Genomic DNA, 21,253 nt, shown 5'->3' with positions numbered 1-21,253 from the left:
ATTATTAAGCTTGAGTTTCTTCGTTGTTTTCTTCTGTTGCTTCTGCTTCTTCAGTTGCAGGAGCTTCTGCTTGAGCAAGAGCTTCTTTAGCAGCAGCAGCACGTTTTTCGTTAACTTCTTTTTCAGCAGCTAATTGTTTAGCTCTAGCGTCTGCTTTTGAAGTAGACAAACCATCTTTCTTAGCGTTGATTTTGTTTTCTTTTTCCTCTAACCAAGCTGCAAATTTTGCATCTGCTTGTTCTTGAGTTAAAGCTCCTTTTCTAACTCCACCTTGTAAGTGGTGTTTTAATAAAGCTCCTTTGTAAGAAAGAAGTGTTCTTGCAGTGTCAGTTGGTTGTGCACCATTATCCAACCATTGTACAGCTAAATCAACATTTAATTCTACTGTTGCAGGGTTAGTGTTTGGATTGTAAGTACCAATTTTTTCTAGGTATTTACCATCTCTTTTTGCGCGAGCATCAGCTGCTACTACCCAGTAAAAAGGTTTTCCTTTTTTACCGTGTCTTTGTAATCTAATTTTTACAGACATAATTCTACATTAATTTGAGGTTCCCGACCTCTGTTAAATAATGTGCAAATATAATTGTTTTTTTTGAATCAAGGTTTTAAAAGTATTTTTATTTTAAATGCGCTAGGTGTTTGGTTTTTAGTTTGTTGTAGTTTTTAAGCAGTAGTGTTTAGCTAAGTAGGTGATGTTAATCTCTTAGTTTTACTGTTTTTGAATGTTGGTTAGTATGTGTTGGATAAGTTTTAATTTTTTATTTGACTATGATTTTGATAGTTTCTTAATATTTGTTTTTTTAAGCGTTTTGTGGCATTTTTTGTGCGCTTAAGTACTCGTAGGTAATTTGTCGCTTTATTTATAATTAACATTTAAAAGTTAAAAGTTAATTCTTTATTAAAAAATAGCTTTGAAATTCGGTTTTAAAAACTATTTTTGTGTTTCTATATGGTGATAATCTTTTAAATATGAAGAAAATTCTTGGAATGTTGGCTTTGACGCTAACTTTTATAGCGTGTGATAATGATGTAGTCTTTAATGACCCTTCTTTTGGTGCGCAAAGACTAACGGAATTAAATGATTCCATTTCATTGCCAACGTATGAGTATTGGAAAGCAACTGATTTTTCTGCTAAAGTACTGGATGGTTCTATGATAATCACAGGTACTGATGGGCATACAACAATAGAGCTTAGGACTGTGTCTTATGAATATGGTTCAAAATATGATATGGGTGTTTTAGAAGCAGATAGAGCTACTCTTACTTATAAGAATGAAGATGGAGAAGTAATAGCTCCTGTTTATATAACTAATGGTGAGTATGGTGTTGGAAGTGGTTATATAACGTATTCTCCTAAAGAAAAACAGGTAGAGGGTACTATATCAGGAGAGTTTAATATTACTTTTGTTCATGATATGCTTGAGGTCGAAGGAGCTTTTGTGAGGAGAGATAATACGCAAACATATAATAAGGGTACATTTTATAGAATACCTGTAGAACAGGCGAAATAATAATATATACGTTTTTGTTTTAGTTAAGACCGCTTTAGTAGAGCGGTCTTTTTTATATCTTTGTTTTTCTTAATTGCAATTATTAAACAAGTAATGTCAATCATTTTTTTTTGATTGATGTTGTTATGTGTATTTTCTTTAAATTTTAAAACTCAATAAATCAGTTATGTATTTAATTTTTGACACCGAAACTACGGGATTACCTAAAAGTTGGTCGGCTCCTATATCAGATACTGATAATTGGCCACGTTGTATTCAGATAGCTTGGCAAATTCATGATGAGAAAGGAAGATTAATAGAGCATCAAGATTATTTGGTTAAACCTGAGGGTTTTAATATTCCTTATGATGCCGAAAGGATTCATGGTATTTCTACGGAATTAGCGATGGAGCAAGGTGTGTCCTTGGCTGAAGTGTTGGAGAAGTTTAACAGTGCACTTAGTAGATCTAAATTTGTAGTTGGGCAAAATGTTGGGTTTGACCTCAATATCATGGGGAGTGAATTTTATAGATTAGGAGTGGATTCTAATTTGGGTAATATGCCTGTATTGGACACTTGTACGGAGGTCACAGCTAATTTGTTGAAATTACCTGGAGGAAGAGGGGGGAGATTTAAATTACCGACTCTTACTGAGTTGCATTCGTATTTATTTGGGGTTCCGTTTTCTGAGGCCCATAATGCAACTGCCGATGTAGAGGCTACAACTCGCTGTTTTTTGGAATTGGTTAAACGTGGGGTGTTTTCTGCTGAGGAATTACAACAAGATCAAGCGTATATTGATGATTTTAAAAGAGAAAATTCAGAGCCTTTTCAGTTAATAGGATTAAAGCATATTAATTTAAAAAAGGCTTCGGATGCTATTCGAAGAAGAATTGAGAAGCTTCAAGGGGGTGATGGTGGAGAGGTCTCGAATGAGGAATTAGAAAAATTAGAAGGTGCTTCTTTTTCGCACCTACATACTCATACTCAATTTTCAATTCTTCAATCAACTATTTCAATTCCAAGTTTAGTTAAGGCGGCTGCTAAATATAATATGCCTGCTGTTTCAATGACAGATCATGGTAATATGATGGGCGCTTTCCTTTTTGTTAAAGCGGTTAGCGATCATAATAAAGGGGTCGATGCTCAAAATAAAGATAGAGAGATTTCTGGAGAGCCTTTGATAGAAAAAATAAAACCTATTGTGGGTTGTGAGTTTTTTGTTTGTGAAGATCATACTAATAAGAAGCAAAAGGATAATGGTTATCAGGTTGTGTTGTTAGCTAAAAACAAGAAAGGTTATCACAATTTAGCTAAGATGGCTTCAATCGCATATACAGATGGTTTTTATTATGTTCCTCGAATTGACAGGGAAGTGATTAAGGAATATAAGGAGGATATAATAGTGTTGACTGGAAGTTTGTCTGGAGAGGTTCCTAATAAGATATTGAATATTGGAGAAAAACAAGCAGAAGAGGCATTAATTTGGTGGAAGGAGGAGTTTGGAGATGATTTGTATGTAGAGATTATGCGACATAATCAGGAGGATGAAAATCGGGTTAATGCTACTTTGGTTGGTTTGGCTAGACAACATGATGTGAAATTGATAGCGACTAATAACTCTTATTATATTGATAAGAAAGATGCAAATGCTCATGATATTCTATTATGTGTTAAGGATGGGGAAAAACAATCTACTCCGATAGGACGTGGACGTGGCTATCGTTACGGAATGCCTAATCAAGAGTATTATTTTAAATCTCAAGAGGAAATGAAGTCTCTTTTTGAAGATTTGCCAGATGCTATTTATAATATTCAAGAGGTTATTGACAAAGTGGAACCTTTTGTGCTTCATCGAGATGTTTTGCTTCCTAAGTTTGATATTCCTGAGCGTTTTGTTGATGAGAGAGATGAGGAAGGAGATGGGCAAGGTAAGCGTGGAGAAAATAGTTATTTGAGATATTTGACTTATGAAGGTGCAAAGAAGCGCTACCCTGAGATTACAGATGCTATTAGAGAGCGATTGGATTTTGAGTTAGAAACTATTGAGCGTACTGGGTATCCTGGATATTTCTTAATTGTACAGGATTTTATTGCAGCTGCGAGAGGAATGGGGGTTTCTGTTGGGCCCGGTAGGGGGTCTGCGGCTGGTTCTGCTGTTGCATATTGTTTGTGGATTACTAATCTAGATCCAATTGCATATGATTTGCTTTTTGAGCGTTTCTTAAATCCGGATCGTGTGTCTATGCCCGATATCGATATTGATTTTGATGATGAGGGAAGGAGTAGAGTAATGGATTACGTTATTGATAAGTATGGTTCAAATCAGGTGGCGCAAATTATTACTTATGGTAAGATGGCGACAAAGTCTGCTATTCGAGATACTGCTCGTGTATTGGATTTGCCATTGTTTGAGGCGGATCGTATTGCGAAGTTAATTCCTGGGATGATGCCTTCAAAATGGAATTTAGCGCGTTTCTTATCTGAGGACGAGGCAATGGTAAAGCAAGCGCTACGTTCTGAGGAGTTTGATAAGGTAAAAGAGCTTATTGCATTGGCTAAAGAGGATTCTTTGGCAGGAGAAACTATTCAGCAAGCGACTATATTGGAAGGGTCAATGCGAAATACTGGTATACATGCTTGTGGTGTAATTATTACTCCGGATGATATTACAAAGTTCGTGCCTGTGACGCTTGCTAAGGATTCTAACTTGTATGTGACTCAGTTTGACAACTCAGTTGCAGAAAGTGCGGGTTTGTTGAAGATGGACTTCTTGGGGTTGAAAACTCTTACTTTGATTAAGGATACAGTGAAATTAGTGAAATATAGAACTGGATTGGAAATTAATCCTGACGAAATACCTATTGATGATGTAAAGACCTATGAGCTTTTCCAGAGAGGAGAAACTGTTGGGGTATTTCAATATGAGTCTCCGGGGATGCAGAAGTACATGAGGGAACTGAAACCTACCGTGTTTGCCGATTTAATCGCGATGAATGCTTTGTATCGTCCGGGTCCATTAGAGTATATACCTTCTTTTGTTCGACGTAAGAATGGAGAAGAGCCTATTGTTTATGATTTGGATGCCTGCGAAGAGTATTTACAAGAGACTTATGGGATTACTGTTTATCAAGAGCAGGTGATGCTACTTTCTCAGAAACTAGCTGGTTTTACAAAGGGTGAAGCAGACGTTCTGAGGAAAGCAATGGGTAAGAAGCAGAAGGAAGTATTGGATAAGATGAAGCCACAATTTGTTAATCAGGCTTCAGAGAAAGGACATGATCCGTTTGTTTTGGAGAAAATTTGGAAAGACTGGGAAGCATTTGCTTCATATGCGTTTAATAAATCTCACTCCACTTGTTATGCTTGGATTGCATATCAGACAGCTTATTTGAAGGCGCATTATCCAGCAGAATATATGGCTGCGGTACTTTCTAATAATATGAATGATATTAAGCAGGTGACATTCTTTATGGAGGAGTGTAGACGTATGGGGTTACATGTGTTAGGGCCTGATGTGAATGAATCTTTTTACAAGTTTACTGTAAATGATGAATATGCAGTTCGATTTGGAATGGGGGCAGTAAAAGGAGTTGGTTCAGGAGCTGTTAATACTATAGTTGAGTGTAGAAAGGAGTCGAATTACCGTTCTATATTTGATTTATCAAAACGAATTGATTTGCGTGCAGCAAATAAAAAAGCTTTTGAAAATTTGGCTTTGGCTGGAGGGTTTGATTGCTTTGAAGGTACTCATAGGGCTCAATACTTTTTTACTGATGGGGATGTGAATACTTTTTTAGAAAAGGCTATCCGATATGGTTCGAAGTTTCAGGAAAACGAAAATTCTTCTCAGGTAAGTTTGTTTGGTGAAAGTAGCGAGGTTCAAATTCCTGAGCCAGTAATGCCAGAGTGTGAGGAGTGGAGTATGATGGAGACTCTTGCAAAAGAGAAGGAGGTAGTAGGTATTTATATTTCAGGACATCCATTAGATGACTTTAAATTTGAGATGAAATATTTCTGTAATACTAAAGTGGAGGATTTGGTTGATTTAAACGCTTTGCTTGGAAGGAATATATCTTTTGGGGGTATGATAAACAATGTCCAGTTTAGGACCACTAGCAAAGGTAAGGATTGGGCTATGTTCTCTGTAGAGGGTTATGATGAGAGTTTTGAATTCAGAATGTTTAACGAGGAATTTTTGAAATTCCGTCATTTTCTCTTGAATAATACTTTTGTGTACTTCAAACTAATGGTTAAAGAAGGATGGGTGAAAAAGGATACAGGAGAGCGCAGTGAACCTAGAATTCAATTTTTAGAGATGAAGTTGTTAGAGGATGTGATTCCTATGTATGCTAAAAAGTTGATTATCCAAATGAATATACAGGAACTTAAGGAGCAGCAAATTGATAAAATTCGATTATTGTTTGATGAACATTTGGGGACAAAGGCGGTCACTTTTGAAATAATAGAGGTTGAAAAAGTTCAAAAGAAATTGGAAGATCGTGCTATAATGAGCTTGATGCGTGCAGAGCCTGCTGAGAATGATGTGGATGACGAAGTAGATTTGAATTTTGAAGAGGTTTTAATCCCTCAGGATAAGGAGGAATACAGGGTTGTGACTAAATTAGAGATGCCAAGTAGGAATACTAATATTGAAATCACGGCAGAGTTGTTAGAAGAATTAGAGAAGTTGCAAGTTAATTTTAGATTGAATTAAGTTTTCTTTTTAAATAGTTGAATTTAAATTGTGTGTAAATAAGGTCTGTTGATTAATAGAGGTGATGATTGTATAGAGAAAATTGATTTAGAAGAATTCAAAAAGTCTAATTAATTTGTTAGTTTTGTTGTTTAAGAATATAATTATAATAATAAAAATATGGCATTAGAAATCACAGACGCTACTTTTGACGAAGTAGTATTGAAATCAGATAAACCAGTAGTTGTAGATTTTTGGGCAGCTTGGTGTGGTCCTTGTAAGTTATTAGGACCAGTAATTGAAGAATTAAGTGGAGACTTTGACGGGAAGGCTGTAGTTGGTAAAGTAGATATTGATTCAAATCAGGAATTTGCTGCTAAATATGGTGTGCGTAATATTCCAACAGTACTAATATTCCAAAACGGAGAAGTAGTAGGAAGACAAGTTGGAGTTGCTCCTAAGAAAACTTATGAGGATGCAATCAATGCTTTAATCTAAGATTAGGTAATTAATTAAAAAGAGACTTGAAAAAGTCTCTTTTTTTATGGAATTGATTCTCAGTATGTTGGTTTTTTATTTGAAAAAAAGTGGTTTTTTTTTGCTCTTAAGTTTGGTTGTTATCAAAATGGTTGTATATTTGCACCGCATTACAGCAATGGTTTGGTAGTTCAGTTGGTTAGAATACATGCCTGTCACGCATGGGGTCGCGGGTTCGAGTCCCGTCCAGACCGCTAAAAGCAAAAGAGGTTTTACTCTGTCAGAGTAGCGCTCTAAGAAATCTGAAAAGGTGGTTGCTTTATAAGAATAGCTTAATGCAAAAAAATACATTACTGGTTTGGTAGTTCAGTTGGTTAGAATACATGCCTGTCACGCATGGGGTCGCGGGTTCGAGTCCCGTCCAGACCGCCAGTAAAAAAGAAGCCTCTCGACATCGAGAGGCTTTTTTTGCCCTAAAGGGTTTTAAGATTTAGTTGTGTTGTTACGTGCGAGAGCACGTAGGTTTAGTAGTTAGACCAATGAAAAGCTTTCCATTTCGGAGAGCTTTTTTTATATCTAATTAGCTCGTAAAAAAAAAACGGATTAAACGATATTCGCTTAATCCGTAGTTTTATTAATTCGTTCTAATGTCAGCCTTGACCAGATGCAAGTTTTGAATTCCCATTACTTCTGTGGATATTTCTCCTATTGAACCTACTTCTTGGTTGATTCCTGAGTATATTTTTATAAAATCAACTCCTGGTAGCTTTACTTTATTTCCTTGCTTGTCTACTGCCCAATCGATGTCAATAGTGGATTGGTCGCTGTTGTTGGGTGCGTTGTCGGCATATCCATAATCATAGCTAATCATGCTCCAAAAGCTTCCATCATTATTTACATCTACAGCGTTGCTTGCTAGTAGGGTTCCTTTAAAGGTAATAGAGGTTTTAGAGGTCCATAATGGGAAATAGCTTTCAAAGTGAAAAGCATTCTTGGATTTGTAGCCTGAATTACCTTGATTGTCTTCCCAGTATAGATAGTCCTTAATAAATCCAGTTTGCTGTTCTTTTTCAGCATCAGGTTTGAAATATGTTATCTCGTAGTTCTTAGTAGTAGCATCTTTGTAATATTCGCTTCCTGCTATTTCATACCATTCATTATCGTCTGGTTTTCCATTCTTGTTTGTGTCGTAAGCAACCATTATTATTCCAGGCTCGCTACTGCCTTCCGCGTTTGTAGAGGAGGTAATTGTGCCTTGCAGGGAAAAAGTGTTTCCTAGTACCCTGAAATCCCTTAATCCGGCTTTGTTTTCGATCGTCTCATTCATTCCTAATGTAATATAACCTCCAAATCCACCTAAAGAGATAATCCCGTCCCCAGTCTTTTTTGTTAGAGCTTGTTCGGCTTTTTTAAGCATCGTCAGTTCTGTATCTCCATTCTCGAATTTTGGTAGTGTATTTACAAGTTGTCCAACACTTGGGGTGAATTCAAATACTTTTGCAACATGGTTCTTTCTTTCCCTTTCTGTAGGTGGTTCTTTCTTGTCGTCTGTATTGTTATCAGACGAACAGCTGCTAGCTAAAAATCCACTTATTATTAGCATGCTTACTGAGGCGAGATTTGTTACTTTATTTTTCATGTTCTTTGATATTATTAGTAGATAAATGCAAAATGTGCAGGAATGTTTCCTCCTAATGTTCTCCATTTTAACTGACCATTAGGAGTGAAGCAATATATATATCCGGTTCCTACATAATCTTGAGCGTCTGTTATGAAAATCTCTTTAGTTTCTGGGTTTACAGCTAGACCATAAGGTATTAATATATTTTTCTCGGTTCCGTCTTGAATAAGATGGGTTGAGATGATTTCTTTTGTTTTTGTATTTAAAATTCCATAGTTCACTTTTCCTTGGCCGGCATCATGTGTATAAGGTGTCCCGAAAAAGTAAAGTTTGTCTTCGTTTATAGTCATATTTGAAATTGGAATTTTAAGATGTTGCTTTACTGTGTCTGCTTGTGAATCTATAATGTAGAGACTTGAGGGAGTTTTGCCATAGTCACCTCTAGAGCTTACATAGATATCGCCATCCATATCTTTTCTCATTCGATGTAAATTGATTGCAACTTCAATGTTTTTTAAAAGAGTAAAGTTGTTTAAGTCTACTACAGAGACAGTAGTGTCGTAAGCAGGGACTCTATAGCCTCCAGAATTAGCAACATATAATTTATTGTTATGAATGACCATCTCTTCTGGTTGATGGCCTACTTCAACTTTTCTGATTACTTCTAGTGAGAGTGTATCAATTTCTGCTACAAATCCAATTTCTGCATTTGGGTCAATCGCTACTTTTCCTGAATAAGAACTAACATATGCTTTTCCTTCTTTGAAAGCTAAGTATCTGCAATTTGGAACATGTATAGCTTTTATATGCTTTCCACTGTGTAAATCAAAAACTTCTACTAGATTGGAAACGTTAATTGTTGCGTATACTTTGGAGCCGTATATTTTAATGTCGTTTCCAACATCTCCTAATTCTTTAACTATGTTTGGGTTGTTTTCAGAATATACGTCCCGAGTGTAAACACCCATTTGATAATCGAATTTGTCGATGGTGGCGCTGTTCATTCCCATGTTTCCTTCGTTTAATAGATAGAATCCCTTAATGTTGTTCTCAGGCTGAGGTATTGTTACAGTGCTACTGTCGGAGAGGTATATAAGTTCATCCTTTCTACAACTTTGAAGAAAGAGTGTGGAGAGTAAGATAATAAAAGTGATTATATTTTTCATAATTCAATGCTTAGAATGAAACGAAAATTACGACCTGGCATTGGGAAATTTGTTACCACATCATAATATTGATTGAGTAAGTTGTTGGCTTCAATTGATGCTTTTAATGTGTGCTTTTTCCAATTGATAGTCCTGTTCAAAGATAAGTCATGGGTGTACCATGGTTGTATTTCGTTTCTTTTTATATTGTTTTTGTTTCCGTTGTAGCGTTTTCCTACATAAATAAAACTGTAATTAAGGCTCCATTTTTCATAGTCTAAACTTATAATCGCTGATCCTGAATGCCAAGGAGTGTAGGGAATTTGGTCACCATATGAAGTTGTTTTTCCTGATGAGGTCGTGCTTAGGTCCGAAGCTATTGTGTATTCGTAAGAAAAATTGGTATTTAGAAATAGTTTTCCGAATTTGCTATGAGTTGAAAAATTCGTTTCTAGCCCATAGTTTTCCACTTTTCCTAAGTTGGTCATCATCCATCGAAACATACTGGATGTTGGGGTGGCAATAATTTTATTTTCTACTTTAGCATAATAACTTTCTACTTTTATTTTCCAAGTTTTGAGCCATGCATCTTCGTTTTGGGTTTGGTATTGGAAACCAAGGTTTATTTGGTTAGTGCTTTCCGGTTTCAAATTAGCATCACCAAGGTTGGTATAGTATAAATCGTTAAACGTTGGAAGTCTATAAGTATTCTTGTAAAAACTGTGTATAGTGAAGTTTTTTTGATTAAATGGCTGAAAGCTAATTACTAAAGACGGGGTAAACAGGCTTCTGTCTGGTGCTTTTTGGTTGTTCTTTACGTTTTCTTTTGTGAATGTTCCCAATATATGTGCTTGTGCTTTGAACTTTCCAAAGTTTACTGAACTTGCTATTGATGTGAGGAAGCTTAAGCGTTCTGGGTAGCTAAATGGTGTTTGAATACCTTTTCGACTTGCATTGAGTTTATTGTATTGCAAATCGGTAGCGACTGCAACGTCCCAATTATTGGTAATGTCATAATGATGAGCGATTGATAAATAGTAATCCTGTTGGAAAAAACTATTGTCTGCTTGCAGGTTTTGAGTTACTAGTTCATCGTCGAAAACTACTGTGTTTCTAGCTAAATATCGTGTGTAATCATAAGCGAATTTACCTTTTATCTGAAAACGGTATTTATCAAAAGGGCTATGTGTCCAGCTAGATTGAGCAAGGAAGTTCTTGTCCCAGAGGCGTTCAAGTTTTTGTTCGGTCTCCATAGTTTCTTGACTTTTTTTTATAAAAGCTTCTGGAAGACCACGCTCAGAGTTGTAAAAATATAGATTTGCTTCCCATTTTCCTTTAGGTGTTTCTCCAAACCATCCATTTTCTATTCTCCAGGCTTCTATATCGCTATTTGTTCTGTAAGCTGTAGTGTCATAGGCTACGGTTCCATCTAGATTGTGCTTTTTCTGTCTGAATTTATATCGTCCATTAGATTTAATATATTCTGAGCTTAGGCTTGTGCTAATATTTGGTGTTAGTTGTTGTTCAACTCTAAAAGAGGGATTGAACAATTGAATAGATGCTGTTTTGAAACGAACAATAGCATTGGTTTTTTTTTCTTTATCAAAGTGTGGCTTTTTTGCATTTATGTAGATATTGGATGCAGAAGCGAACTCTTTGGCTGATTGAAATATAGTATTTCGCTCTCCATTGTAAAGTGTTATAGATTCTACGTCGTCTAGGGAGAATTTTCCTAAGTCTACTACTCCATTTTGAGCATTTCCAATTTGCATACCATTATACATTACACCTACATGATGAGTTCCCATATTTCGGACATCTACAGTTTTGAGTCCACCTATCCCACCGTAATCTTTTATTTTTACACCTGAGAAATAACGTAGGGCATCTGCTACAGAGTGTGAATTGAGACGCTCTAAATCTTTTCCACTTAGTTTTTGAACAGGAATCAATTGTTCTCTTTGGTTTGCTTCGATTATAATGGTTTCTAATTCATCGGTTTTTATTTCTTGTGAATGAACACTTAAACAGTGTATTAAGAAGATGATTAGGACTTGTATTTGAGGTTTAGAAAGCATAAGTTATTTGTTATTATGGCTTTCTATAAAATATATGATAGGAACAGTCTGGTTTCTAATAAATCAGAATTGTTCTATGCCTTATTCCCGAAAGCGATAGCTCAGTATTCATTTGGCAGGTATTCTGACTTGTTCATTTATCAACCTCCTTCCCGTTTAAACAGCGGATTTTATATTGGAAATTTTGTATGAACTTTACAGTAGCGGGTCTGTTCAAGAATTTCACTTGATTCCCTATTAAGCTGCAAATGCAACAACCAAATTGAAGTGCAAAGATAGCTAAAATAAAAGAACTCAGATGTGGGTTGGAAACAGTAAACTGTTGGAATAATGATTTTAAGAAAGAGTTTTTGTTTTGTATTATTGCATAGAAAAATTTTGATTATGAACAAGCCAAGATTAGCGCTGTTAATAGGTATTATCTGTATTTCAATATTTCCTATTTTGGTTAAATTAAACTACACACCAGGACTTATTTCTGCTTTTTATCGCATGTTGATTGCGGCTGTTTTGGTGGTTCCTTATGCTTTAATTACAAGGCAGTTAAAATGGTATTCACCTAAAACCATGTTGTTGATGGTTGTATGTGGAATTTTGTTTGGTTCTGATGTAGCGGTTTGGAATATAGCTATTCAGCAATCAACTGCAACTCAAGCTTCCCTATTAACGAATTTAGCACCTGTTTGGGTTGGTGTTGGGAGCTATCTCTTTTTGACGAACAAGCCTACTAGAAATTTTTGGATAGGAACTGTATTTGCTTTGTTGGGGATGGTTATTTTAGTTGGAATTGATGTGTTTATAAACTTTTCTTTTGATAATGCTTTTATATTTGGAGTGTTGTCTGGAATGTTTTATGCTATGTATATTTTGGTTAGTAAGAGAGTATTGAATGAAGTTGAGGTTATGCCTTTTATGTGTTATAGTTTATTAACTTCTTCTCTGTTTTTAGGTATTGTTAATTTTGTAGCAGGATCTTCTTTTGGTGGTTTTTCCGATAGGGGCTGGTTTGTTTTAGTTGTTCAGGGGGTTGTTTGTCAATTGTTAGCATGGACATTGTTGAGTTTTGCTACTAAAAATATGCGTGCTACGCGTGTGTCTCTTAGTTTATTGAGTCAAGCTGTTTTGGCAGCTTTCTTGGCATGGTTATTTTTAGGAGAGGAAATCACGATCCAGATGATTGGAGGAGGGTTTGTAATTTTATTTGGAATTGCTATTACGTTTGTAGACACTCCAATATCAATTGTTAATTTTTTTAAAAAATAGATTATTAAAAGTGTCCTTACTGATATATTTGTGAATAACACTTATTTCTTATATCCATCATGACTCTTTTGCTCGTTTATCTGTTTGTAGCTTTATTGATTTCGTTTCTGTGTTCTATATTAGAGGCAGTTTTGTTAACGACTCCTGTGTCATATTTAAATGTCAAACAAGATGAAGGTGAAAAGTCAGCTACTCTGTTTTTAAAGCATAAAACTGCAATTGACAGACCTTTAGCTGCTATTTTAACGTTGAATACTTTTGCGCATACAATTGGCGCGGCTGGTGTTGGTGCTCAGGCAAATATTGTTTTTGGTGAAGCTTATTTTGGATACGTGTCGGCGGTTTTAACTGTTGTGATATTGATTTTTTCTGAGATAATTCCAAAGAGTATAGGTGCTAATTATTGGAGAAGTATAGCTATGCCAGGCGCTTTGTTGATTCAAGGAATGATTGTTATAACATATCCTTTTGTTGTGGTTTCGGAGTTTATTACTAAGTTGTTTTCTCGTAAGACAAAAGAGAATACAGTGAGTAGAGAGGAGATTTCTGCTATGGCTACTATAGGGGTGAATGAAGGTGTTTTTCAAGAAAATGAAAATCGTATTATACAAAATTTAATTACTTTAAAATTACTTAAAACGCAGGATATAATGACTCCAAGGGTTGTTGTAGTTGTGGCGGATGAAAACATGCAATTAAAGGATTTTATGGCTAATAAGGAGTTTTTGCATTTTTCAAGGATTCCAGTATATGCTGGTCATAAAGATCACGTCACAGGTTATGTGTTGCGTTCTGCTGTTTTTGAGGCTTTAGCCGCAGATGACAGCAATCAGATTGTCTTATTAAAAAACATAAAGCGAGATATTATATCAGTTCACGCTATGCAACCTGCTTTTGAAGTTTGGGATTTTTTATTAGATAAGAAAGAACATCTTGCTTTGGTTGTTGATGAATATGGAGGAATGGATGGAATTATTACTTTGGAGGATATTATTGAAACTTTAATAGGAATAGAGATTGTTGATGAAAAGGATCATGTTGTTGACATGCAGCAATTAGCCAAAGAACGTTGGGAGAAACGAAAAATAAAGCATCAATCAATTAGTGATGAGGATTTTAAAAGAGAACTCTAATTGCTTTTTGTGTTATAGGTTGTATTAAAACCAAATATGCCAATAACTAATTATTTGTTGAACTAGTAGACCTAGAAAGCAGATAGTAACTACAAATTTCATGAATGTAGATACTAGAAAACCAATTATTGAGCCCGTAGCAGCTTTTAAAGCACGTGTTAAGTTTCCTCTATCAAAAAGTAGCTCTCCAATCAATGCGCCTACAAATGGACCTATTAGAAAACCTAGTGGAATTGGAGCAATGAGCCCGACGATTAATCCAATGTTGGTTCCCCAAATACCATATTTGCTACCTCCAAACTTCTTAGTTCCTTGTGCAGGAATTAAATAGTCGAGAACGCTAATTGTAATTGTAATGACTAGTGTGATACCTAAAAGCCAATAGTTGTAGGGTATGTCTTTAATTAAGAAGATACACAACAGTCCAACCCAGCTAATTGGCGGTCCTGGAAGTACGGGTAGAAAGCTGCCTAGAATACCTGTTATCATTAAAATGAGACTCAAAATCAAGAGAATATATTCCATCTTTTATTTTTTCGTATTTTTGAAGAATAAAAGTACGATTTTTATCAGATATGCGATATTTATGTTTAACCATCTTTCTTGTTTCTCTACTAACTTCTTGTCAATGGCGAGATAAAGTAAAGGTGAATGAAGAATTACTTCTTCAAGAGGAATTGAATAAAATCGATTGGACTCAAGTAGATGCATATCCCAGTGTAGATCAGTGTGATAGTCTTTTGGATGAAACGGAACGCAGAGCTTGTTTTTTTGACTTTATTAGCACATATATTCAAAGTAAATTAGAAACCGATACGTTGGTTAGTGTTTTTCCTACCATTGATACTCTTGAGGTTATGGTTACGGTATTCCCAGATTCTAGAATCACTATTGAGCCAACTAAAACTTCTGATAGCTTGCGTTTTAATGCGGAAAAGCTAGATAGTATTTTGAAAATTAGACTTCAGGATTTTCCTGCTATTAATCCTGCTCTAAAACGAGGTGTTCCTGTGAAAACACAATTTATATTGCCAGTGATTCTAAAGGTTGATTAATCATCTTTGTTTTTGGCTTTGTATGCTAGTACATAAAAACTACCAATAGTCACAGGTAATACAATATTAAGTAACCAGATTAGTGTTGCAACTAAGGCAACTACCCATTGATTTACTCCTAGTATATTAAAGATATAAATAGCAATACTGCCTTTTACTGCAAATTCTAAGAACTGGAAATTTGGTAATGATGATGCTAGTAAATACACGCATGATACCGCGCAGAGTAATTGAAAATATGGGTTCTCTACTCCAAATAAACGATATAATAAGATGTATTGGTGTGTAAACGAAGCATAGCGAAGCAAAGCTAAGAAGAAGTTCTTGTGATGTGTTTTTTTAGGGATTTCTTTAAGTTGTTCTATGATCCATTGTATTGAATAGCCTTTAATGGTAATTCGTCGTATGGAAAGCAATATGACGATGATTAGAGAAATAATACCTAAACCAATATATAAAACTTTTGGGCTGACTATTGTGTAGTACTGGTTTAATATACATAGTCCTAGGAGTCCAAAAAGTATAGCAAAAATGACTTGAATCCCGTTGCAGACCATGTTTAGAAAGATAACTCGTCCAGTGTATCTTTTATCATAATACAATGCCTTACCTGCATACTCTCCAATTCCATTGGGGGTAAATATCCCTAAGGTTAATGCGCTTAATACTTGTTTAGTTGATTCCTTTAGGCTTATTTTATGTATTAATGAAGCAAGATTTTGCCATTTTAATATTTCAATAAACCGATTAGAAAAAGTTAGGATTGCTATTCCGACTAAGTATGGGATATTTTCTTTCTGAGAAATAATATTAAGCAATAGGTCTTTATCGAGTGTTTTGTTGCTGGATAGTTGTTGATATATGAAATAAAATGCACCACTTACTACAGCTATTTTAATAAGAAGTACGAGGAATTGCTTAGCTTTGTTTGATAAAATATTCATTGTCGCAAAGTAAATCATTTTTTATTTGACGACGTGAGAACTTACTTAAAAAATACACATTGGCACAAGAGCGCATTATATTGGGGATTGATCCAGGAACTACAATTATGGGGTTTGGATTAATACGGGTGGTTAATAAAAAAATGGAGTTTATGCAGTTAAATGAATTGCAACTTTCTAAATACGATGACCACTATACCAAGTTGCGACGTATTTTTGAAAGGACAATAGAATTAATTGAAACTCATCATCCAGATGAAATTGCTATTGAAGCTCCTTTTTTTGGTAAAAATGTTCAATCTATGTTGAAGTTGGGAAGAGCACAAGGAGTTGCTATGGCGGCAGGATTGTCTAGAGATATTCCCATTACTGAATATGAGCCTAAAAAAATTAAAATGGCTATTACTGGAAATGGTAATGCTAGTAAAGAGCAGGTCGCTAAAATGCTACAGCAATTGTTAGGATTTAAAGAGTTACCTAAGAATTTAGATAGCACTGATGGATTAGCTGCGGCTGTATGTCACTTTTTTAATTCTGGAAAGACTGTGGTGGGTAAGAGTTATTCGGGATGGGATGCTTTTGTAAAACAAAATCAAGAACGAGTTAAAAAGTAATGGCAGGTATTTATATTCATATTCCCTTTTGTAAACAAGCGTGTCACTATTGTGATTTTCATTTCTCTACTTCTTTGAAAAAGAAAGAAGAGTTGTTAAACATGTTGAAAAAGGAATTAATTCTGAGAAAAGAAGAATTATCTGGAGAGTCTGTTGAAACTATTTATTTCGGTGGGGGTACTCCCAGTGTTTTAAAGCAGGAAGAAATAGATTCGATAATACAGACTGTTTTTGATAATTATTTAGTGATTTCTGATCCTGAAATTACATTGGAAGCTAATCCGGATGATTTAAGTGTTGGAGTTATCGATGCTTTAAAAAGTAGTCGTGTGAATAGGTTGAGCATTGGTGTACAATCATTTCATCAAGAGGATTTAGAAATGATGAATCGTGCACATACAGCAGAGGAGGCATGGAATAGCCTTCTGTATGCTAGTGAACATTTTGATAATATTTCAGTTGATTTGATTTATGGGATTCCTGGATTAGCTGAAGAGCGTTGGCTGTATAATATAGAGAAAGTGTTACAGTTGGGTATTTCACATATCTCTAGCTATGCTTTAACGGTGGAGAGACAGACGGCTTTATATAAATTAATAGAAAAAGGAAAAATACCACAGCCTGATGACGGTATTGCTCATACCCATTTCATGATGTTGATTGAAAGATTACAACAAGAAGGGTTTATTCATTATGAACTGTCTAACTTTTCTAAACCAGGTTTTTTTTCAAAGAATAATTCAGCCTATTGGTTGGGAAAAAGTTATCTAGGGATTGGGCCTTCTGCACATAGTTTTAATGGAGTTAGCCGCAGTTGGAATATTTCTAATAACGCGTTGTATATAAAGTCTCTTGAAGAAGGTGTTTTGCCTTCTGAGTCAGAAAAACTTACTGTCGGTGATCGATATAATGAATATGTTATGACAGGATTGCGCACGATTTGGGGGGTAGATGTAGAACGAATTTCAAAGGAGTTTGGTGTGGAGTTTAAAGAACATATTTTAAAAATGTCTCATCGCTTTATAGAAAAGAAATTAATGCTTTTTTCTAATGGGGTATTGACTATAACAAACGATGGAAAATTTTTAAGCGATGGAATTGCTTCTGACTTATTTTGGTTAGATTTGAAATAAAAAAAGTGAAAGCAGTTTTAACGATCGGACAAAAGGAGTATCAAATTGATTTTTCAAAACCCTTAGATATTTCAATGTCTTTGCGAGATTCTTTGGATAATCCAATTGCATGGTATTTAGATAAGCCTGAAATACAGCCAGTTCGTATAGATGGATGGGTAGGGAAGGTAAGTGAAGGACAATCGTCAACGAACTTCAATACGATTGTTTTTAATCCTCATGCTCATGGTACTCATACGGAGTGTTTAGGACATATTACACATGATTTTTACAGTATAAATAAGCAGTTAAAAACATTTGTCTTTTTAAGTCAATTGATTACAGTTGTGCCTATTAAAAGTGGAGATGATTTTGTTATTACAAAGGAGCTTATTCAATCAGAGTTTAAAAGTAATGGACAGGAAGCTTTAGTGATTCGAACTTTGCCGAATGGCGGTGATAAGCTTTCTAAAAACTATTCTCATACAAATCCCCCTTATTTAGATGTTGAAGCCACTTTGTATATAAAGGAACAAGGTGTGAAACATTTGTTGATTGATTTGCCGAGTGTAGATAAGGAAAAAGATGAGGGGATGTTGGTTTCCCATAAGGCTTTTTGGGGTATTAATGATGTGGTTAAAATAGGGGAAGAGGCCAGAATGGACTGTACTATTACGGAGATGGTCTATGTGGAAAACAAGATTAATGATGGATTCTATATTTTAAACTTGCAGATTGCTCCATTTGAGAATGATGCTAGTCCTAGTAAACCAGTGCTTTATAATATTGAGAATGTATGAAAGAATTAGTCCGACTCGAAGAGATTGCTTTATTTGGATTAGGAGTATTTTTATTTTCGATCTTAGGTTATAGTTGGTGGTGGTTTTTTGGACTTCTGTTAGCTCCTGATTTATCCATGTTTGGCTATCTAATTAATGAAAAGATGGGTGCTTGGATATATAATTTATTTCATCACAGGGCTTTAGCTATTATAGTTTTGCTTGTTGGGTGGTTTATGGATTATGAAATAGCTTTAGTAGCAGGATTAATCCTCTTTAGTCATGCATCTTTAGATAGGATCTTTGGATATGGATTAAAGTATGAAAGAGGATTTAAATACACCCACTTGGGAAAAATAGGAAAACGATGATACCAATTTCTTCAATTTACGATTATTGCTATGGTTTAAAAGGAGTGACAGAGCACTTTCCTTTTGATGAGGATACTTTGGTTTTTAAAGTTGGTGGTAAGATGTTTGCTTTATTATCATTAAAGAAGTGGGAAGAAGGAGTTGGCACTATTAATTTGAAATGTGATCCTGAAAAGGCGGAGGAATTGCGTGCGAATTATGACGAAATTACTCCGGGTTATCACATGAGTAAAAAGCATTGGAATACTGTTTATTGCCAAGGTTGTCTCGATTTGAAATTAATAAGTGAACTAATTCTACACTCTTATGAATTGGTGTATGGGAGTTTGACTAAGAAAGTGAGAGATTCTATTGACTGCTAGGTTTCGTGATATTTAAATCAATTTGCTAAGTATTAAAAAACAAAAAGGGTTGTTTCTATTAATGATACAGCCCCTATAATAGTTTGAAAATACTAGTTTAGTCGCATAATTCTAATAACCCAGCTTTAGCCTCTGACCATTTAATCCATCAAGAGGAACTTTAGTGTTTGTTCCTGCTCTTCTTATGGGGTAGAAATCATCGCCTTCTGTGTGGCAATATTTTATACTTGTTCCCATAAATTTACAATCCACACAGTCTTGATTCGATCCTTTGTTATCGTCACTAGAACAATTCATAAAAGCTAATGAACCAATAAATGTTAATATAATTAGTGTTTTACTTTCATAATTATTTGTTTCTAATTAGTAAATAGGGAGAAGTTATTGGTGATAATTAAGTATTGGTTTATTATTTCGATTCTTATTGAAGACTTAGTAGTGTTCTTTAGAGTAATAAGAATGTTGTTTATTTTAAATTAGATTGGACAAGCTATAAACAAAACGAGGCTGTCTTTTTGGGACAGCCTCGTTTTAATAAATATGGTAAAAACTCTTTATGATTCTCTTTTATAGATTGCGTCTGCTTCTTGGAATCGCTCTACTATGGCATCGTTCGGTTTTTTTGTTGTTAATGAAACAAGAACAATAACTAGAGTGGAGCCTATAAAGCCAGGAATAATTTCATATAGTTCATTGCCGAATAAAATTGGCCAAAATATTACAATTAGAGCACCTGTTAGCATTCCTGCAATAGCTGCTGTTCCATTAATTCGTTTCCAGAAAATAGAGAAAAGAACCAAAGGACCAAATGCAGCTCCGAAACCTGCCCAAGCATGAGATACAAGTTCTAATACTTTACTTTCAGGATTTAGGGCGATAATGATTGATATAATTGCAACTAGAAGAACTGTTAATCTTCCTACCCATACTAACTCTTTTTGTTGTGCATTTTTGCGTATAAAACCTTTGTAAAAGTCTTCTGTCAATGCACTAGAGCAAACTAATAGCTGACAACTAAGTGTACTCATAACAGCCGCTAGAATTGCAGATAGGAGAATTCCAACAATCCATGGATTGAATAAGTGTTGAACTAATTCAATGAAAATACGTTCATTATCGTGGTTAACACCTGATGCGTGCTCAGGAAAAGCATTAAAATATGCGATGCCTAAATATCCGATTGCTACTGCTCCTCCCATGCAAAGTATCATCCAAGTGATTCCAATTCTTCTAGCGTTTTTTAAAGACTTTACTGTTCCTGCTGCCATGAAACGAGCAAGTATATGTGGTTGTCCAAAATATCCAAGTCCCCAAGCCGCTGCGCTTACAATTGCTATGGTGCTTACCCCAGAGGTTAAGCTAGAATATGAAATATTGTTTTCTATAGAGGCTGTTTGAATTAGCGCATTGACTTCATCCCATCCACCAGTTCCTATTATAATCATAATAGGTGTTAGAATTAATGCAAAAAGCATTAGAGTAGCTTGAATAGTGTCTGTCCAACTAACAGCTAAAAAACCGCCTATGAAAGTATATGCTATTGTAGCAGTAGCTCCTAATATCATGGCGTTTAAATAAGACATTTCGAAAAGACTTTCGAATAGACGAGCTCCAGCAACGACACCAGAGGCACAGTAAATTGTAAAAAAGAAAAGTATAACTAGTGCTGAAAGTATTTTTAAGATTTTTCCTTGGTTGCCGAAACGCTCATGAAAAAAGTTTGGAAGAGTTAAGGCATTATTATTTATTTCTGTATGCACTCTTAATCGTCCTGCCACTAGTAGCCAGTTTAAATATGAACCTATTATTAATCCAATAGCAATCCAGCTTTTTGATAGTCCGAAAACCCAAATAGCGCCCGGTAGCCCCATAAGTAACCAGCCAGACATATCTGAAGCACCTGCAGACATTGCGGTTACGAAACTTCCTAAGCTTCTTCCTCCTAGTATGTAATCAGAGAAATTTTTAGTTCTTATATAGGCTATAATTCCGATGGCTAGAACACCTATCAGATAAATCGCGAATGTGATTAATGTTGGGGTAGTATTATCCAATTTAAATAATTTAGAAATGAAAACCCAAAAATAATAATTTTAAAACGGCTTGATTGTT

General features: G+C 35.1%; 18 protein-coding genes, 2 tRNA genes and 1 riboswitch. Of the genes, 13 read left to right on the top strand and 7 right to left on the bottom strand.

The window, feature by feature from the left end; translation table 11 throughout:
- Positions 1–4: 4 nt before the first annotated feature.
- Entirely contained in the window at positions 5–529 is a 525-nt protein-coding gene (locus tag BM024_RS09285; RefSeq protein ID WP_090679549.1) for a 30S ribosomal protein S16, read from the bottom strand.
- Positions 530–969: 440 nt separating this feature from the next.
- Between BM024_RS09285 and BM024_RS09280 the strand changes: the two genes are divergently transcribed.
- The 5 genes from BM024_RS09280 (at position 970) to BM024_RS09260 (ending at position 7,096) form a co-directional block, all read left to right on the top strand.
- Positions 970–1,512 (top strand): DUF6252 domain-containing protein, encoded by a 543-nt coding sequence (locus BM024_RS09280; RefSeq protein ID WP_090679547.1) that lies wholly within the window; start codon positions 970–972, stop codon positions 1,510–1,512.
- Between the two features lie 166 nt (positions 1,513–1,678).
- Positions 1,679–6,208 (top strand): DNA polymerase III subunit alpha, encoded by a 4,530-nt coding sequence (gene dnaE / locus BM024_RS09275; protein WP_090679545.1) that lies wholly within the window; start codon positions 1,679–1,681, stop codon positions 6,206–6,208.
- A 159-nt stretch (positions 6,209–6,367) separates the two neighbouring features.
- Positions 6,368–6,685 carry a thioredoxin gene (trxA, locus tag BM024_RS09270; protein ID WP_090679543.1) on the top strand — a complete coding sequence of 106 codons (318 nt, stop codon included), beginning with the start codon at positions 6,368–6,370 and terminating at the stop codon, positions 6,683–6,685.
- A gap of 159 nt (positions 6,686–6,844) precedes the next feature.
- A tRNA-Asp gene (locus BM024_RS09265) sits at positions 6,845–6,918 on the top strand.
- A 101-nt stretch (positions 6,919–7,019) separates the two neighbouring features.
- A tRNA-Asp gene (locus BM024_RS09260) sits at positions 7,020–7,096 on the top strand.
- A gap of 202 nt (positions 7,097–7,298) precedes the next feature.
- Here BM024_RS09260 and BM024_RS09255 read toward each other — a convergent pair.
- Genes BM024_RS09255 through BM024_RS09245 form a run of 3 tightly spaced genes read right to left on the bottom strand, consistent with a single transcriptional unit; the run spans position 7,299 to position 11,508 of the window.
- Complete coding sequence (locus BM024_RS09255; RefSeq protein ID WP_090679541.1) at positions 7,299–8,303, bottom strand: hypothetical protein; 1,005 nt, start codon at positions 8,301–8,303, stop codon at positions 7,299–7,301.
- A 14-nt stretch (positions 8,304–8,317) separates the two neighbouring features.
- Complete coding sequence (locus BM024_RS09250; protein ID WP_090679539.1) at positions 8,318–9,451, bottom strand: YncE family protein; 1,134 nt, start codon at positions 9,449–9,451, stop codon at positions 8,318–8,320.
- The gene (locus BM024_RS09245; protein ID WP_090679537.1) at positions 9,448–11,508 is read right to left on the bottom strand and encodes a TonB-dependent receptor; all 2,061 of its coding nucleotides are present in this window, start codon (positions 11,506–11,508) and stop codon (positions 9,448–9,450) included. The genes BM024_RS09250 and BM024_RS09245 overlap by 4 nt, the downstream gene beginning before the upstream one ends.
- Before the next feature lie 97 nt (positions 11,509–11,605).
- A riboswitch (cobalamin riboswitch) is annotated at positions 11,606–11,785 on the bottom strand.
- 104 nt (positions 11,786–11,889) lie between these two features.
- Here BM024_RS09245 and BM024_RS09240 point away from each other — a divergent pair.
- Both BM024_RS09240 and BM024_RS09235 read left to right on the top strand, forming a co-directional pair.
- Entirely contained in the window at positions 11,890–12,771 is an 882-nt protein-coding gene (locus tag BM024_RS09240) for a DMT family transporter (RefSeq protein ID WP_090679642.1), read from the top strand.
- Positions 12,772–12,830: 59 nt separating this feature from the next.
- Positions 12,831–13,904, top strand: a complete 1,074-nt coding sequence (locus tag BM024_RS09235; protein WP_090679535.1) for a CNNM domain-containing protein — start codon at positions 12,831–12,833, stop codon at positions 13,902–13,904.
- Between the two features lie 24 nt (positions 13,905–13,928).
- Here BM024_RS09235 and BM024_RS09230 read toward each other — a convergent pair whose 3' ends face one another.
- Positions 13,929–14,429, bottom strand: coding sequence for a DUF456 domain-containing protein (locus tag BM024_RS09230; protein WP_090679533.1), 501 nt, complete (start codon positions 14,427–14,429; stop codon positions 13,929–13,931).
- A gap of 50 nt (positions 14,430–14,479) precedes the next feature.
- Here BM024_RS09230 and BM024_RS09225 point away from each other — a divergent pair, with 50 nt between their 5' ends.
- Positions 14,480–14,959 carry a hypothetical protein gene (locus tag BM024_RS09225; RefSeq protein WP_090679530.1) on the top strand — a complete coding sequence of 160 codons (480 nt, stop codon included), beginning with the start codon at positions 14,480–14,482 and terminating at the stop codon, positions 14,957–14,959.
- Here BM024_RS09225 and BM024_RS09220 read toward each other — a convergent pair.
- A complete protein-coding gene (locus tag BM024_RS09220; RefSeq protein ID WP_090679528.1) occupies positions 14,956–15,903 on the bottom strand; it encodes a lysylphosphatidylglycerol synthase domain-containing protein in 948 nt (315 codons plus the stop codon). The two genes, BM024_RS09225 and BM024_RS09220, sit on opposite strands and share 4 nt — an antisense overlap.
- Positions 15,904–15,962: 59 nt before the next feature.
- On the opposite strand from BM024_RS09220, the gene ruvC reads away from it, so the two are divergent.
- From ruvC to BM024_RS09195, 5 genes are read left to right on the top strand one after another with little or no spacing between them, the layout of a single operon-like run.
- A complete protein-coding gene (ruvC, locus tag BM024_RS09215) occupies positions 15,963–16,517 on the top strand; it encodes a crossover junction endodeoxyribonuclease RuvC (RefSeq protein ID WP_090679526.1) in 555 nt (184 codons plus the stop codon).
- Positions 16,517–17,650 carry a radical SAM family heme chaperone HemW gene (gene hemW / locus BM024_RS09210; RefSeq protein ID WP_090679524.1) on the top strand — a complete coding sequence of 378 codons (1,134 nt, stop codon included), beginning with the start codon at positions 16,517–16,519 and terminating at the stop codon, positions 17,648–17,650. The genes ruvC and hemW overlap by 1 nt, the downstream gene beginning before the upstream one ends.
- Positions 17,651–17,655: 5 nt before the next feature.
- A complete protein-coding gene (locus tag BM024_RS09205) occupies positions 17,656–18,429 on the top strand; it encodes a cyclase family protein (RefSeq protein WP_177190195.1) in 774 nt (257 codons plus the stop codon).
- A complete protein-coding gene (locus BM024_RS09200; RefSeq protein ID WP_090679521.1) occupies positions 18,426–18,779 on the top strand; it encodes a DUF4260 domain-containing protein in 354 nt (117 codons plus the stop codon). Before BM024_RS09205 ends, BM024_RS09200 begins: the two co-directional genes overlap by 4 nt.
- Entirely contained in the window at positions 18,779–19,141 is a 363-nt protein-coding gene (locus BM024_RS09195) for an MmcQ/YjbR family DNA-binding protein (RefSeq protein ID WP_090679639.1), read from the top strand. Before BM024_RS09200 ends, BM024_RS09195 begins: the two co-directional genes overlap by 1 nt.
- Before the next feature lie 554 nt (positions 19,142–19,695).
- On the opposite strand, the gene putP is transcribed toward BM024_RS09195, so the two are convergent.
- Positions 19,696–21,195, bottom strand: coding sequence for a sodium/proline symporter PutP (putP, locus tag BM024_RS09185; RefSeq protein WP_090679517.1), 1,500 nt, complete (start codon positions 21,193–21,195; stop codon positions 19,696–19,698).
- Between the last annotated feature and the right edge of the window lie 58 nt (positions 21,196–21,253).

The sequence above is a fragment of the Myroides guanonis genome, from assembly GCF_900114085.1.
GTDB classification, from domain to species: Bacteria; Bacteroidota; Bacteroidia; order Flavobacteriales; family Flavobacteriaceae; genus Flavobacterium; species Flavobacterium guanonis.
This window is presented reverse-complemented; position numbering and strand designations above follow the sequence as displayed.

What these genes read in the sequence shown, in the direction of transcription:
- BM024_RS09230 (WP_090679533.1), bottom strand. Translation starts at nt 14,429, where the DNA reads ATGGAATATATTCTCTTGATTTTGAGTCTCATTTTAATGATAACAGGT.
- hemW (WP_090679524.1), top strand. Translation starts at nt 16,517, where the DNA reads ATGGCAGGTATTTATATTCATATTCCCTTTTGTAAACAAGCGTGTCAC.
- BM024_RS09225 (WP_090679530.1), top strand. Translation starts at nt 14,480, where the DNA reads ATGCGATATTTATGTTTAACCATCTTTCTTGTTTCTCTACTAACTTCT.
- BM024_RS09250 (WP_090679539.1), bottom strand. Translation starts at nt 9,451, where the DNA reads ATGAAAAATATAATCACTTTTATTATCTTACTCTCCACACTCTTTCTT.
- BM024_RS09280 (WP_090679547.1), top strand. Translation starts at nt 970, where the DNA reads ATGAAGAAAATTCTTGGAATGTTGGCTTTGACGCTAACTTTTATAGCG.
- BM024_RS09285 (WP_090679549.1), bottom strand. Translation starts at nt 529, where the DNA reads ATGTCTGTAAAAATTAGATTACAAAGACACGGTAAAAAAGGAAAACCT.
- BM024_RS09255 (WP_090679541.1), bottom strand. Translation starts at nt 8,303, where the DNA reads ATGAAAAATAAAGTAACAAATCTCGCCTCAGTAAGCATGCTAATAATA.
- BM024_RS09235 (WP_090679535.1), top strand. Translation starts at nt 12,831, where the DNA reads ATGACTCTTTTGCTCGTTTATCTGTTTGTAGCTTTATTGATTTCGTTT.
- BM024_RS09245 (WP_090679537.1), bottom strand. Translation starts at nt 11,508, where the DNA reads ATGCTTTCTAAACCTCAAATACAAGTCCTAATCATCTTCTTAATACAC.
- trxA (WP_090679543.1), top strand. Translation starts at nt 6,368, where the DNA reads ATGGCATTAGAAATCACAGACGCTACTTTTGACGAAGTAGTATTGAAA.
- BM024_RS09220 (WP_090679528.1), bottom strand. Translation starts at nt 15,903, where the DNA reads ATGAATATTTTATCAAACAAAGCTAAGCAATTCCTCGTACTTCTTATT.
- dnaE (WP_090679545.1), top strand. Translation starts at nt 1,679, where the DNA reads ATGTATTTAATTTTTGACACCGAAACTACGGGATTACCTAAAAGTTGG.
- BM024_RS09200 (WP_090679521.1), top strand. Translation starts at nt 18,426, where the DNA reads ATGAAAGAATTAGTCCGACTCGAAGAGATTGCTTTATTTGGATTAGGA.